11 protein-coding genes are annotated in these 14,316 nt (G+C 61.4%); 2 read left to right on the top strand and 9 right to left on the bottom strand.

Going from position 1 to position 14,316, the window contains the following annotated elements; genetic code table 11:
- Positions 1–14: 14 nt before the first annotated feature.
- The 5 genes from AC0JZ8_RS18980 to AC0JZ8_RS18960 form a co-directional block, all read right to left on the bottom strand.
- Positions 15–3,269 (bottom strand): maltotransferase domain-containing protein, encoded by a 3,255-nt coding sequence (locus tag AC0JZ8_RS18980; RefSeq protein WP_471893191.1) that lies wholly within the window; start codon positions 3,267–3,269, stop codon positions 15–17.
- A gap of 133 nt (positions 3,270–3,402) precedes the next feature.
- Positions 3,403–3,894, bottom strand: coding sequence for a cupin (locus AC0JZ8_RS18975; protein ID WP_062580184.1), 492 nt, complete (start codon positions 3,892–3,894; stop codon positions 3,403–3,405).
- A 225-nt stretch (positions 3,895–4,119) separates the two neighbouring features.
- Complete coding sequence (ribB, locus tag AC0JZ8_RS18970) at positions 4,120–5,220, bottom strand: 3,4-dihydroxy-2-butanone-4-phosphate synthase (RefSeq protein WP_062453643.1); 1,101 nt, start codon at positions 5,218–5,220, stop codon at positions 4,120–4,122.
- A gap of 10 nt (positions 5,221–5,230) precedes the next feature.
- The gene (gene aroC / locus AC0JZ8_RS18965; protein WP_471893190.1) at positions 5,231–6,328 is read right to left on the bottom strand and encodes a chorismate synthase; all 1,098 of its coding nucleotides are present in this window, start codon (positions 6,326–6,328) and stop codon (positions 5,231–5,233) included.
- Between the two features lie 159 nt (positions 6,329–6,487).
- A complete protein-coding gene (locus AC0JZ8_RS18960) occupies positions 6,488–9,631 on the bottom strand; it encodes a putative bifunctional diguanylate cyclase/phosphodiesterase (protein ID WP_471893189.1) in 3,144 nt (1,047 codons plus the stop codon).
- A gap of 297 nt (positions 9,632–9,928) precedes the next feature.
- Here AC0JZ8_RS18960 and AC0JZ8_RS18955 point away from each other — a divergent pair, with 297 nt between their 5' ends.
- Positions 9,929–10,189 carry a DUF1344 domain-containing protein gene (locus AC0JZ8_RS18955; RefSeq protein ID WP_062453640.1) on the top strand — a complete coding sequence of 87 codons (261 nt, stop codon included), beginning with the start codon at positions 9,929–9,931 and terminating at the stop codon, positions 10,187–10,189.
- Positions 10,190–10,213: 24 nt separating this feature from the next.
- On the opposite strand, the gene AC0JZ8_RS18950 is transcribed toward AC0JZ8_RS18955, so the two are convergent.
- From AC0JZ8_RS18950 to AC0JZ8_RS18935, 4 genes are all read right to left on the bottom strand, one after another.
- Positions 10,214–10,804 carry a histidine phosphatase family protein gene (locus AC0JZ8_RS18950; protein WP_174195751.1) on the bottom strand — a complete coding sequence of 197 codons (591 nt, stop codon included), beginning with the start codon at positions 10,802–10,804 and terminating at the stop codon, positions 10,214–10,216.
- Positions 10,805–10,811: 7 nt separating this feature from the next.
- Entirely contained in the window at positions 10,812–11,630 is an 819-nt protein-coding gene (gene fabI / locus AC0JZ8_RS18945) for an enoyl-ACP reductase FabI (protein WP_471893188.1), read from the bottom strand.
- 150 nt (positions 11,631–11,780) lie between these two features.
- Entirely contained in the window at positions 11,781–12,950 is a 1,170-nt protein-coding gene (locus tag AC0JZ8_RS18940; protein ID WP_471893187.1) for a DnaJ C-terminal domain-containing protein, read from the bottom strand.
- Positions 12,951–13,173: 223 nt separating this feature from the next.
- A complete protein-coding gene (locus AC0JZ8_RS18935; RefSeq protein ID WP_244474003.1) occupies positions 13,174–13,626 on the bottom strand; it encodes an RT0821/Lpp0805 family surface protein in 453 nt (150 codons plus the stop codon).
- Positions 13,627–13,689: 63 nt separating this feature from the next.
- On the opposite strand from AC0JZ8_RS18935, the gene pdxH reads away from it, so the two are divergent.
- The gene (gene pdxH / locus AC0JZ8_RS18930) at positions 13,690–14,310 is read left to right on the top strand and encodes a pyridoxamine 5'-phosphate oxidase (RefSeq protein WP_062579430.1); all 621 of its coding nucleotides are present in this window, start codon (positions 13,690–13,692) and stop codon (positions 14,308–14,310) included.
- Positions 14,311–14,316: the final 6 nt, after the last annotated feature.

Here is a 14,316-nt window from a genome sequence, read left to right as displayed (position 1 = left end):
TCCCATTCTTGTCTTTAACGGACGCGCCAGATGGAGAATGGCAGGCCGGAGTGAGGGTCGAGGCGGATGCGCTGCACCTTGCCGGTCAATGAGAAGCGATCGCCGCCGATGACATCCTCAAGATCGAGGGTTCCATGATCCGGCAGGCCGAACGACCACAGCGGCAGTTCGATATCCGCTTCCTGCGCATTGTGCGGATCGAGGTTGACGGCGATCAGCAGCACGTTCTCGCGGCCGGCACTGGCCTTTTCGAAGAACATGATGTTGTCGTTCCAGGCGGGCAGGAGCTGCAGACCGAGATGCGAATGCAGCGCCGGGTTCTCGCGGCGGATGCGGTTGAGAAGGGCGATCTCGCCCTTGATGTGACCCGGACGGTCGTAATCCCAGGCACGGATCTCGTACTTCTCGGAGTCCGCATATTCCTTGCGCTTGGCGTCTGGGCGTCCCTCGCAAAGCTCGAAGCCGTTATAGACGCCCCAGAGGCCCGAGAGCGTTGCGGCCAGCGCTGCACGGATCAGATAGGCTGGACGCGGTGCGTTCTGCAGGAAATCCGGGTTGATATCGTGCGTGTTGACGAAGAAATGCGGACGGAAGAATTCCTTCGGCTCTTCTGTGGTGATCTCGCGCATATACTGCTCGAGCTCCCACTTGGCATTGCGCCAGGTGAAGTAGGTGTAGGACTGCGAGAACCCGACCTTGGCGAGGCGATACATCACCTTCGGCTTGGTAAAGGCTTCCGACAGGAAGGCGACGTCCGGATGGCGCGAGCGGATGTCGGCGATCATCCATTCCCAGAACGGGAACGGCTTCGTATGGGGATTGTCGACGCGGAACAGCTTGACGCCGTTATCGACCCACTTCTGCACGACGTCGCGCAACTCGATCCACAGCGAAGGCACCGCGTCCTTGGCGTAGAAATCGACGTTGACGATGTCTTCGTATTTCTTCGGCGGGTTTTCGGCATAGCGGATCGTGCCGTCAGGCCGCCAGTCGAACCAGCCGGGATTGGACTTCAGCCACGGGTGGTCGGGCGATGCCTGGATCGCGAGGTCGAGAGCGAGCTCCAGCCCGTGCTCCTTGGCGGCATCCACCAGCCGGCGGAAATCCTCGAACGTGCCGAGCTCCGGATGGATCGCGTCATGGCCGCCATCTTCCGAGCCGATCGCGTATGGGCTGCCCGGATCATCAGGGGCCGGCGTCAGCGTGTTGTTCTTGCCCTTGCGGTTGGTCGAACCGATCGGATGCACCGGCGGGAAGTAGAGGACATCAAAGCCCATCTCCCGGATGGCCGGCAACCGTGCGATCACGTCGTCGAACGTGCCGTGACGGTTCGCATCGCCGCTCTGGGAGCGCGGGAACACCTGGAACCAGCTCGCAAACGCTGCGGCCGTCCGCTCGGCATCGACCGGGATCGAGGTTGAGCGAACCCGATGCGGGCGGCGGTCGGCTTCCACCATCAGCTCGGCCGTGTCGGCCAGCAGTAGCGTTTCGATCCGCTTGGGATCGTCCTGCGCCGTCAGCGTGTCGAACAGCACCTTCAGCTCGGTCTTGAGGTCACCCGTGGCATGATCCAGCGCATCAAGCACCAGATTGATGCCTTCCTGGATCTCCAGCCGCAGATCGAGCCGCGCCTCGTGCTTCTTGGTGAATTCGTAGCGGAAGATCTGAAAGGGGTTCTTCCAGGCCTCGATTGCAAACTCGTGGCGACCCATCCGCTTCAGCGGAAATTCTGCCGCCCAACGATCGTTGGTGACAAGCGTCATCGGCACTTCGGTCCACTGGTCCTCGTCGGCCGCACGCCACATGACCGATGCCGACAGCGGATCGTGCCCGTCGCCGAACACGTCGGCTTCGACCTTGACCGTCTCGCCAACAACCCGCTTCACCACGAAACGGCCGTCATCCACCGACGGCGTGATCTTCTCGATTGCCAGCCGCGGCGTGGCTGCGGCCTCTGCTGCGGTGGAAACAGGAACAGCTTCGATGATCGGCTGCGAGGCATGGCCTTCAAAAACGCGCAGTTCGCCCGGCTTCAGCATGAGATCGGGTGCAAAAATGTCGGCGTCATTCCCCGGCGCCGTCAGCGGCAGGAAAGGGGAGGCTGCTTCACGCAGCACGTTGAACGGAGCCTTGGTAACCCTGCGGAGATCGCGATTCAGCATCACGACGCGGATCTTCGACGACGCGCGGATATCCTCATGGTCGGTCTGCAAGAGCGCCACAGCCTGGGTCTGGCTGGTGGAAATCAGCCGCAACGGCTGGCGGCCGAACCCGGCCGATGTCTTGTTCGGCGCGGCATTGATGGCACGGATGTCGCTCGACAGGTCGAACACGCCCTGGTCCTTGAGTCCACGCAGACCCATTCCGTCACCGGTCAGCGGGTCGAGCGGGATGGATGAGCCGTATTCGAAGCCCATCGGCACCATGAGGCCGCTGGCGAAGGTCGACGCGAGCTTCAGGGCCCGGACCGCTCGGCGCTCCGACACTTCGGTTCCGTCAATGCCATGCGCCATGCGCTTGCCGAACGGGGCTTCCGGAAAGGTGATCTGGTAGCCGAGTTCGCGCTGCACCTCGTATTCGTCGAGGATCCAGCGTTCCTCCATGTTCCACCAGGCAAAGGACGAAAAGCTGCCGTCGAAGCCAACGCCCTTGAGCGCCTTGCGATCTTCAAAACTGGTGCCTGGCGTCCAGGCAAGGAAGATGGTGTCGGAGACGGCACTGCGGGCCGCAGTGATCAGGCCCTTCCAGACGTCAGGCGCGACCTTGCCAATGCCGATGCAGCGGAAGCCGGCGATGCCAAGCCCGGCCAGCCGCGCCAGTCGGCGGCGCCAGTCATCGAGCAGCTGCGTTTCATGAGTGATATCGATCGTGCGGCTGCCGCTTTCCTGCGGCGAGCGACGCGGGTCGAATACGACGGCGCTGCCTTGGTTCGAGGCATCGGCGATACGATCGATGGCAATGTCGAGCATCAGCTTGATGCCATGCTCTTTAGCGGCACCTGTCAGTGCCTTCACGCCGTCGTCGACGATTTCCCCAAGTCCCAGCGCCGGATCAAGCCTGTCCAGGTCTCCGCTGACGAAAATGCTCGTGTCCGCGCCGCGTGCAAACAGCGGCGCGCTGAGGACCGTATCGAAGCCGAGATCCTTCGCATGGGCAAAAACCTGGCGCCAATCCTGCAAGCCTTTGAGCATGAGAGGATGCACGTAGTAGATTTGCGGCGGGAGCTTTGACAGCGGGGTGGACGAGGCGAATTGAGGACGCGTGTTCATCTTTATAGCCTTGGGTTGCCGGGCCGTAGAGCGGGTGGCGATCAGCGGGGTAACTGCAAGGCTGGTGTGCTTGTTCCGATAAAATTGTGCCTATCGGATTTTTGCGCACGCATTAGATGTACATGAATGAACCCTAACGGACCCAGTGCCGAAGGAGGGGGCCGTCGCGGCCACGAAGCGGATCGGTCTGCGGCACGGGAAGGCTCGAAATTCGGCTGAGACCCTCAGAATCCGCGGGTCCGGTCTGGAGATCCGCACGCTGTCCTGGCGGATAGGCGCCGACAACCACGAAGTCGCGGCTGGCCTCCAGCCGCATGTGCCCGGTGCCGGCCGGCAACACGATGCAATCGCCGCCATGGACTGAGATTTCGGTGCCATCCGGACCGCCGATCAGCAGCAGGCCGCGACCATTTGCGATGCCGAGGACCTCGTGGGCGCCCGTGTGGTAGTGCTGGTAATCGAATACGCCATCGCGCCAGATGCCCTGCCAGCCGTTTTTCGCAAAAAGGTCTTCGAACAGGCTGGCGGGGTCGCCGACCAGAGGGTCGATGGCAAGGGCGTTGCGGTAGATCAGAGCCGGAAGGTGAGGGTGGTTGGGCACGAAGCCGCTCGGCGGAAACGTCATGCTCTCGACGGTCGTCCTTTCAGCGGAGACGGCGGGATCGAGGGCTGGCGGAACGATGTTCAGGCTTCGGGTCACGGACTTGATCCTTGCACGGTTGCGTCTGTCGGACGTCGCCGGCATTTTCCAGCAACGTCCTGAGACTGAACCCGTGCGCAAATGCGATGTTCCCGCGACAACCTCTATTTCAAAAGGTCAGCACGGAAACACGCTCCGCTCAGTGGCCGTTCAGCAGATCACGGTCTCGGCGATCTGGATGCCGAACCCTTCGAGGCCGACGTAATGACGTTCGCTTCTGGTCAGAAGCTTGATCGAAGACACGCCGAGATCGCGCAGGATCTGGGCGCCGAGGCCGATTTCCAGCCACTCGCTGTCGCGGACCTTGGCCTCCGCGTGCGATTCCTCGCCGAAGCGGACCTTGCGCGACGTCGTGCTGGCACCGACGCCAACCGAACCCTCGCGCAGATAGATGATGACGCCGCGACCCTCGTCGGCGATCTTTGCCATGTAACGGTCCACGGAGCGCGCCGCGCCGAACACATCGCGCGCCACGTCTTCCAGATGAAGGCGGACCGGAATGTCGACGCCGTCCCTGATATCTCCAAACACGATGGCGACGTGCTGCATCGTCTCCCAGGGCAGGGAGTAGGCGTGTGCCTTGGCCTTGCCCTTCGGGGTCTCGATGTCGAACGTGCCGTGCAGCTCGATCAACGTTTCCTTGCGCTGGCGATAGGCGATGAGATCGGCAACGGACACCTGCTTCAGGCCATGGGTGATCGCAAATTCCGTCACCTGAGGACCGCGCGTCACCGTGCCGTCGTCGTTGACGAGTTCGCAGATCACGCCGATCGGCGGCAGGTTGGCGAGCTTGCACAGGTCGACGGCCGCTTCCGTATGGCCGGACCGCATCAGAACGCCGCCTTCGCGGGCAATCAGCGGGAAGATGTGGCCGGGACGCACGAAGTCGGCCGGGCCGACATTCGGGTTGGCGAGGTTGCGCACCGTCAGCGTCCGGTCGTCGGCCGAGATCCCGGTCGTCGTGCCGTGCTTGAAATCCACCGTCACCGTAAAGGCGGTCGTATGCGCGCTGTCGTTTTCCGCCACCATGGCGTTGAGGTTCAGGCGCTTGGCTTCGCTGCGCGGCATCGGCGTGCAGACGATACCGGATGTGTGGCGCACGATGAAGGCCATCTTTTCCGGCGTGCAGTGAACCGCAGCGACGATCAGATCGCCTTCGTTTTCGCGTCCGTCGTCATCGGTAACAACGACGATTTCGCCGGCTTCGAAGGCGCGGATGGCGTCGACGACGCGCTTCTGATCGTAGGGCATGTGATGATTCCTAGCGGGTTTTACCGGTCTGACCCCGGTCACGGAGAAAATGGTCGGCGATCGTGCAGGCCATCATCGCCTCCCCGATCGGCACGGCGCGGATGCCGACGCAAGGATCGTGGCGACCCTTGGTGCGAACATCCACATTGTTGCCATCAGCGTCGATCGACTGGCGCTCGCTCAGGATCGACGAGGTCGGCTTGATGGCGAAGCGGGCAACGATCGGCTGGCCGGTCGAAATGCCGCCGAGAATGCCGCCAGCATGATTGGAGAGGAAGATAGGCTGGCCATCGTTGCCCATCCGCATCTGGTCGGCATTGTCCTCGCCGGAAAGCTCGGCGGCGGCAAAACCATCGCCGATCTCGACGGCCTTCACGGCATTGATCGACATCAGGCCGGAAGCAATTTCCTGGTCGAGCTTGGCATAGATCGGTGCGCCAAGCCCTGCGGGAACGCCTTCCGCCACGACCTCGACGATCGCGCCGATCGACGATCCGGCCTTGCGGATGCCGTCGAGATAGGTTTCCCAGACAGGCACCATCTCAGGGTCGGGGCAGAAGAACGGGTTCTCGTTGACCTGGCTCCAGTCCCAGTTGTCACGGTTGATCTTGTGCTTGCCGATCTGCACCAGGGCTGCGCGCACGGTCATTCCCGGCACGACCTTGCGGGCAATCGCGCCGGCAGCGACACGCGCTGCCGTCTCGCGGGCCGATGAGCGGCCGCCACCGCGGTAATCTCGAATTCCGTATTTAAGATCGTAGGCAAAATCCGCATGGCCGGGGCGATAGCTGCGGGCGATCTCGCCGTAGTCCTTGGAGCGCTGGTCGGTATTCTCGATCAGCATGGAGATCGGGGTGCCGGTCGAGATCATCGTCTCGCCGTCGGCATCCATCATCACGCCGGAGAGGATCTTGACGATATCGTCCTCGCGCCTCTGGGTCACGAAACGCGACTGTCCGGGCTTGCGCTTGTCCATCCAGGCTTGGATTTCGGCAAGCGTGAAGCGCAGGCCGGGAGGGCATCCGTCCACGACGCAGCCGAGCGCCGGCCCGTGGCTTTCGCCCCAGGTCGTGACACGGAAAAGATGACCGAAAGTATTGTACGACATTTCACTAACCGGCTTCGGAGGGGCCGCCTCCGTCAATCTTGGACGTCAAACTTTGACGCGGATGTCTTATGGAAAAGGTCGGCGGGCGACAAGCCCTTCTTGCCCCATATCGGGCTGTCGATGCCGGACATGGATGCACGGCCGGCCATTCTGTGCCATTCATGCCGCCTGTTTGAGCCAGTCGGCTCTGGCCGCCTCAACGAATTCGTCAAAGGGCAGGGCCTTGGCAAAGGCATAGCCCTGCAGAAGGTCGCAGCCGAGTTCGCGCAGCAATTCCGCATGCTGCATCGTCTCCACACCTTCCGCCACTGTGTCGATGCCGAGCGAGCGGGCAATGTCGACGATCGAGCGGACCATGGTCCGTTCCTGCGGCGCTTCGAGGATCGGCATCACCAGCTGCCGGTCGATCTTCAGCCGCTTCGGTTTCAGCTTCAGCAGCGAGACGATCGAGGTATGACCGGTCCCGAAATCGTCGATCTCGATGTCGATGCCCATTCCCTTGATGCGTTCGATATTGCCCGATACCGACACGTCGCCGTCGTCGAGGAAAATCGACTCCACCAGCTCGAAACAGATCTCGCCGGGTGTGATGGACAGCGACTCGAGGTTGGCGATCAGGTTTTCGTCATGCAGCCGCTTCGACGAGACGTTGACGGAGACCTTCGGCACCTTGAGGCCGAGCGCGGTCCAGCGCATCTTGTCCTTCAGCACCGTCTCAAGCACGATCTGGTCGAGCACCGCCGACACGTTGAGGTCTTCCGCGATCCTCAGGAACCGCGCCGGCGCCAGGATGCCGTGATGCGGATGGTTCCAGCGCAGCAGCGCCTCGGCCCCGGTCAGTTCACCGGTTCTGGCGCAAAACTGCGGCTGGTACCAGGTCACGAACTCGCCGTTGTCGATCGCCGAGAGCACTTCGTCGGCGGTCCGTTTGTGGCTGACGATCTCTTCCTGCAGGACGAGCGTGAAGAATTCGAAACGGTTGCGGCCGAGGCCCTTGGCTCGGTAGAGCGCGATGTCGGCGTTGACCAGCGTGCGTCGTGCATCGACATTGAGACCGGTTGCCTGCGCAATGCCGATCGAAACGCCGCACCGGCAGGAAAAGCCGTCGAAGTCGAAGGGCTGACGAAACTCGGCGATGATCCGCTGCGAAAGCTCGGCCACGTCCTCGATGGATGCGGAATTGTTCATCAGGATGACGAACTCGTCGCCGCCGATCCGCGCAACGATATCCTCGTCACGCACGTTGCGCGACAGGATCCGGGATGAATGCACCAGCATCGCGTCACCGGCGGCATGGCCCATCGTGTCGTTGATCTGCTTGAACCGGTCGAGGTCGAGATGGAGGATGAAGAACTTCTGCCGCTCCACCTGGCTTGCACGCGAGAGGTGGTCGAGTTCCATGTCCAGTTTGCGGCGATTCCCAAGCATCGTCAGCGGGTCGTGCAGCGCATTGTGCTCGATGCGGGTCTTGGCCATCTGAAGCTCGACATTGCGAGCATCCGATTCCGCTTTCGCAGACTTGAGCTCGGTCGTCATCACCGCATCTTTGGTCACGTCGAAGGCGAGCCCGATAAGCTTGCGTGAACCGTCGCGACCGATCACCAGCTGACCGACGGACCGGATATAGCGGAGGCTGCCGTCAGATTGCGGCACGCGAACGATCAGAGCCTCCTCGACGTCGCCGGAAAGGTAACGCATTGCCGCGTCAAGAGCACTCTGGCGATCCTCCGGAACCAGCAGAGACAGCCAGAAGTCGTGGGGAAGGGGGCCGGCAATCGGGGCAACGCCATAAAGCTGGCACATGCGAGCGTCCCATATCTCGCTGCCGGTTGCCGGATCATATTCCCAGACGCCGCATCCGTAGGAACCGAGTGCGAGGTCGAGCTTGCGCGACAGACCTTCCAGTTCCTGCTCCCGGTCCGACAATTCGTCGAGCGCCAGTTCGAGCTCGGCATTCTTGACCTCGCTATTGTCTTTCGCGTCGCGCAGGGTCTGTGCCATCGTCACGTCGGCGGTGACGTCCCAGACGATGCCGGTCGCCTGGATGCCGCGCTCGTTCTGGACCCTCGCGCCGGCGGAGCGAAGATGCCGGATGTCGCCGCCGGGCAGGATCAGGCGATAGGTCTCGGTCGATGGGCTGTCGGTGCAGAGAACTGTAAAGAGATGCGCTTCCGCGACAGCCCTGTCCTCAGGCGCGATCGATGCCATCCAGTCATCGAACCGGTTGCCGGTGGTGGCTGACGGATTGGCGTGGAGAGCGGCGGAGCGATCGTCCCAGGAGAGCTGCACACCCTCATCGGTCACTTCCCAGATGCCCATCATCGACGCTTCCATGGCAAGCCCGAACCGTCGCGACAGTGCAAACAGCTTGTTTTCGCGCAGCCGCAGCGTCTCGATATGCCGGTTGCGTTCCGAAATCAGCGAGGTCGCAATGAGCACCGGCAAGACGATCGCAAGCGATGCCAGCGCCAGGATCAACCGGAACCGCATCTGACCGGCGGGCGAAGCATTCCAGCCGACGCGCGGCGCCGCAAGGATCTGCCAGTCCGTACCCTTGACGGTGATCGACCACCGGACCGGATCGCCGCCCTTTACCGCTTCATTGCCGTAAAACACGGCCTGGTCGGCTCGACTGTTGTCGACGAGCGCGAGATCGAGCCAGTCGAAGACCGTCTCGGACGTTTGTGCCGCGTCGCCAACCTGAGGGCGTGTCGCGGGATCAAGCAGATCGGCGACATCGAGGACGAGAACCAGAGCGCCCCAGAGCCCGGCTTCCTGTCCGCTGGCGGAAGGCACCGGCATGATGAGGGTAAGCCTGCCCGTCTGCGATCCGGTCAGCACGCTTGGGCGCGCCTTGTTGCCGGCCCGGTCGAGATCCGCCTTAAGACCAGCAAGATCGATACCGGTCTCACCGGCCAAGCTGTCGCGGCGGAAGAAGGTCGTTGGTGTGAAGCCCGGTGCCGCGATCACTGCGGAAAGGTGTGGCAGGTCGGCGAGTGCCTGACGAGCGGAGGTCTGCATATCGTTGGGCTTGTATCCTGCCTGACCGATCAACGCATTGCGCAAGCTATCGGCGACCGCGAAATCAAGCTCCAGTCGCGAGGCGATCTGACGGGCCGCCGTGCCGGCCGCGCGTGTCGTGGCGGCGTGAATATCATCGCGATGTTTCTGCACGAATCGGTGATCGAGGACCACCGCGGTGACGATAACTGTCAGCGAAACGAGGAAGGCTGCGACGGCAGGCGCGCACGCACTGCTGAAAGGGCGAAACCTTTCGGTAATGGAGGAACGCCAGAGCGCCAAAACTGAACACCTTCTCGTTAACTCTTGTGACCGGGTATAACTGTATTGTGGCGCAGTTAATTTCCCATTCCACATCCGCCTTAGAGCTGTGAAGCTGCGTTTTATTGCAAATAGTTGGTAAACGCGGTCACTAAACGTTCGATTTGGTCTTGAGACGTCTTGAATTTGGAAGAATATGGTTAATAATCAAACTGTTGTTTGTAGCGAAAATGTCATGCTGGCGAGCAATTTTCGCCACAATCGGCAGGCTATCTTGCACCGAATTAGTACAGACCGTTTGTTCCAGGGATCTTCATCATGCGTATCCTCATTGCTGCCTTGCTTGCGACCGCCGGTGTTTTCTCGCCGCTGAGCACTTGGGCGCAGAGCGTGGACGTCGAGGCGACGATCAAGACGATCGACGCCAAGTCGCTCAGCCTGACGCTGGACGACGGCAAGACCTACAAGGTGCCGGAAGAGTTCAACTTCGAGGGCCTGAAGGCGGGCGTCAAGGTTCTGGTGTTCTACACGGTCGTCGATGGCAACCGCGTCGTGGACGATCTCGAAATCGTACAGTAAGGGCCGGAACCGGGCCTCAGCGGCTCAGAGCCATTCCATCCGGCCGGCGAGCGGCTCCACTTTCAGGATACGGTCCTGATGGATGGCGATGGACGATGCTTCTTCTTCTCCAACGCCGCCGATCAGGCGAAAGATCGACCTGATGACGCCGCCATGGGCAACCGCCACGGTCGGACCGGTCAGAGACTGCATCCAGGCGCCAATGCGCCATGACAGGATTTCGTAGCTCTCGGCAGTTTGGCCCGGCGGAATGAAGCTCCATTTCTGGCGCTTTCTTTCCTTCAGCAGCTCGGGCTCGAGTTTTTTGACTTCAGCCAGCGTCTGGCCTTCCCAGTCGCCGAACGAAACTTCCACCAGCCGGTCGTCGGTCCGGTAGGCGAGGGGATCGAGCCCCATCGCTGTGCGCAGCCGCTCCATCGTCTCGCGGGTGCGCGAGAGCGGGCTTGCCACGAAGTCGAAACCGGCGACATCGTCGCCGAGCAGATCTCTCAACGCTTCACCATTGCCGGTAGCCTGAAGACGGCCCGTATCGTTCAGAGGAATATCCTTCTGACCCTGAAGCCGGCCTTCAGCGTTCCAGTCCGTCTGGCCGTGACGGATGACGTAGAGAAGCACGGGGCGCTCAGTCCTTCACGACGGAAATGTCAGGCGCGTCGACGGCCTTCATTCCAATGGCGTGATATCCGCTATCGGCATGGTGGATTTCACCGGTGACGGAGCGCGACAGGTTCGACAGAAGATAAAGGCCGACATCGCCCACTTCCTCGATCGTGACCGTGCGGCGAAGCGGTGCGTTATACTCGTTCCATTTGAGGATATAGCGGAAGTCGCCGATGCCGGACGCAGCAAGCGTCTTGATCGGGCCGGCCGAGATCGCGTTGACACGGATATTCTTCGGTCCGAGGTCGACCGCCAGGTATTTGACGCTGGCTTCAAGTGCAGCCTTGGCAACGCCCATGACGTTATAGTTCGGCATCACCTTCTCGGCACCGTAATAGGTCAGCGTCAGCATGGCGCCGCCGTCCGTCATCAGCTTTTCGGCGCGGCGTGCGGCCGACGTAAAGGAGTAGACCGAGATCTGCATCGTCTTGGCGAAGTTGTCAGGCGTCGTATCGACATAACGGCCGGTCAGTTCATCCTTGTCGGAGAAGCCGATCGCATGCACGAAGAAGTCGATCTTGCCCCACTTCTTCTCGATGTTGGCGAACACCTCATCAATGGTCAACTCGTCGCTCACATCGCAGTGGCCGGCCATGAAAGCGTTGATTTCGGCAGCGAGCGGTTCGACCCGCTTCTTCAGGGCGTCGCCCTGGTAGGTCAGAGCAACTTCGCCACCCTGATCGTGAATGGCCTTGGCAATGCCCCATGCGATGGAGCGATTGTTGGCGACACCCATGACGACGCCGCGTTTGCCTGACATGAGGCCGGAAGCCTGAACCATGAATATCCCCTGGAAACTCGATTTGGCCTTGCCTATGACATAGGCAGGGCAAGGGTTCAAGCTTGCGGATACCAACTCGTAGGCCCACTCTTTGGCGAAAGGGGAGGCCAACGTTTCAGCTGTCGCCGGAGCCGGTTGGGGATCGATGTCTTACAGATACAGCCCGTGGCGCATGTGGCGCATCAGATCGGTCACCTTCGGGTCGGGCTTTTCGAGAAGCACAATGCGCAGTTCCGCCACCAGATCGCCGCGGCCGCCTGCATCGTTGTAGAGCCCCATGCCTTCCAGCCGGATTGCCTGATCGGACCCCGACCATGCGGGAACCGCGATCGTCTGCTCGCCTTCCGGCGTCTTCAGCATCGGCTCGGCGCCGAGAACGGCGTCTTCGAGAGAGATCGGCAAAATGGTGTGGATATCGAAACCGCTCACCCGGAAATCCGCATGCTTGGCCACTTTCAGGGTCACCACGAGATCGCCCTGCTTCATCCCGGGAAGCTTCAGCCCCTGGCCCTTCAGCCGCACAACATGACCCTCGGTCATGCCCGCGGAAAGCGAAACGCGCACGTCACGATCGTCGCTGGAATGCACGACGACCGAACCCCTGTTGAGAAGGTCTTCGATCGTCACGACCGCTTCGGCCAGAAGATCCGGTGCCGTTTCGAGAACGGTCACGGTTTCACCGCGGATGCGCCGCAGCAGCGTGTTGAGAAGACCGGAACCCATGCCGGTGGTCTGCGGGGCCGGGCGGCTACCGGGACCCTCATCCGCTGCATCGGCTCCTGTCGCGTCGCTTTTCGACGATGGACGAGCGGCCTGCGCGGTCGACGCCTCGTCTGCGGTTTTCTTCTGTCCGGAGTCGGCGGTCTGGCCGTCTGGCGAGACGCCGAAGATACGCTCGACCATGTCTTCGGCCGGTTCCGGCGGAGCATCGCCGCGGGCCTTGCCGTTCTGCTGTTGCTGCTGCGCTTGGGATTGAAGCACTTCGGCCTGCGCCCGCTTGGCGCTGGCACGGGCAAGCTCTTCCATCACTTTTGCCGCGCGCTCGCGGGAAGCCTTGGCACGCATTTCCGCTTCGCGGGCTGCCTGGCGCTGCTGCATGAATGTCTGTTGAAGAGCGGATGCGCGGTCGTAGCGCTTGCGCCGCTCGGGATCCTTCAGCACCTCATAGGCCTGGCCCATTTCGGCGAAGCGCTCGCCGGCATCGGGGTCGTCCTGGTTCTGATCGGGATGTATGGTCTTTGCCTTCGAACGCCACGCCGATTTGATCTCGTCAGCGTTGGCGCTCCGATTGACGCCGAGAATAGAGTAGGGATCGCGCATTTTGAAACCACCCGTAAAGCTTGGGGCGGTGGGTCGCGTATCCAATTCCGGACCCCCCGTAACTCAACAACTCTCGCGGCAGCCTTCGGTTCCTCATGCCCCGAGGCTGGCCGGATCACAGGCAGTAACCGTATGGAGGAATTGCTGAATCAGAGGTTACGGAGAGAAGGTCGATGCATGTTACGGTAAACAAAACGTTTACCGCACAGTGCTGGCCTTAACACTACTGGCGGTCAAATGCCGTGAGCGACCAGTCGCCCGTTTCGGTCCGGCATGCCTGACCGGAAAACAGCGATATTCCTTCATAGGAATGGCGGCTGGTGGTGAAGGCGCGGCAGAGTAGGCCGGCGCTCCGGTCCTCGTGGATCGAGGAGACGACACCGGCACTGCCGGTCGCCGAATTTGCCCAGGGAAGGGGGTTCGCACCCACCTTGGCGAGATCGGCCGAGGTCACGGCATTGCGCACGGTGGCTTCGTCCGATTGCGGATCACCCGCTTTTGGCTTGCTGGGAATGCTGCTCGTCGAGATACTACGATCGACCTTGTCCGCGCCGCCGAACACATCCATGCTGGTGCAGCTGCCAAGCGAACCGCACAATGCGACGATCGCGATGATTCGCAGGCTGGCGCCATTCAGGCTCTTTGTACGGCACATCGAATTTGCTATCACAATCACCTTGCATCCTGTCCGGCCAAGTGTCTCGGGCATGTTCATCAGATCGGGAGCACTTTAGTCAATATGTCGGAAAACGGGTTAACAAGCGGTGACTTCACGCAGGAAAGTGAACCCTTCACCTTATTTGGGTCGTGGTTGAAGGATGCCGAATCCAGCGAGATCAACGATCCGAACGCCGTCGCGCTTGCGACCGTCGATGAACATGGGCTTCCCAATGTGCGAATGGTCCTGCTGAAGGGCTACGACGAGGACGGGTTTGTATTCTATACGAATTTCGAAAGCCAGAAGGGCGAGGAAATTCTCGGCCAGAAAAAGGCTGCGATGGTCTTTCACTGGAAGTCGCAGAGACGTCAGGTGCGTCTGCGGGGCCCTGTCGAGATCGTCAGCGATGCCGAAGCGGATGCCTATTATGCGACGCGGCCACGCGGAAGCCGAATCGGCGCCTGGGCCTCGAAACAGTCACGGCCGCTCGAAGGCCGTTTCGCGCTGGAAAAATCCGTGGCCGAATACACCGCGAAATTTGCGATCGGCGAGATACCGCGGCCACCGCACTGGTCCGGTTTCCGCATCCGTCCCGTGTCGATCGAGTTCTGGCACGATCGACCGTTCCGCCTGCATGACCGGATCGAATTCCGCCGCGATACGCCAGACGGTGCCTGGGAAAAGGTGCGGATGTATCCGTGAGCGACC

It is taken from the genome of Velazquezella soli (assembly GCF_977018685.1).
This window is presented reverse-complemented; position numbering and strand designations above follow the sequence as displayed.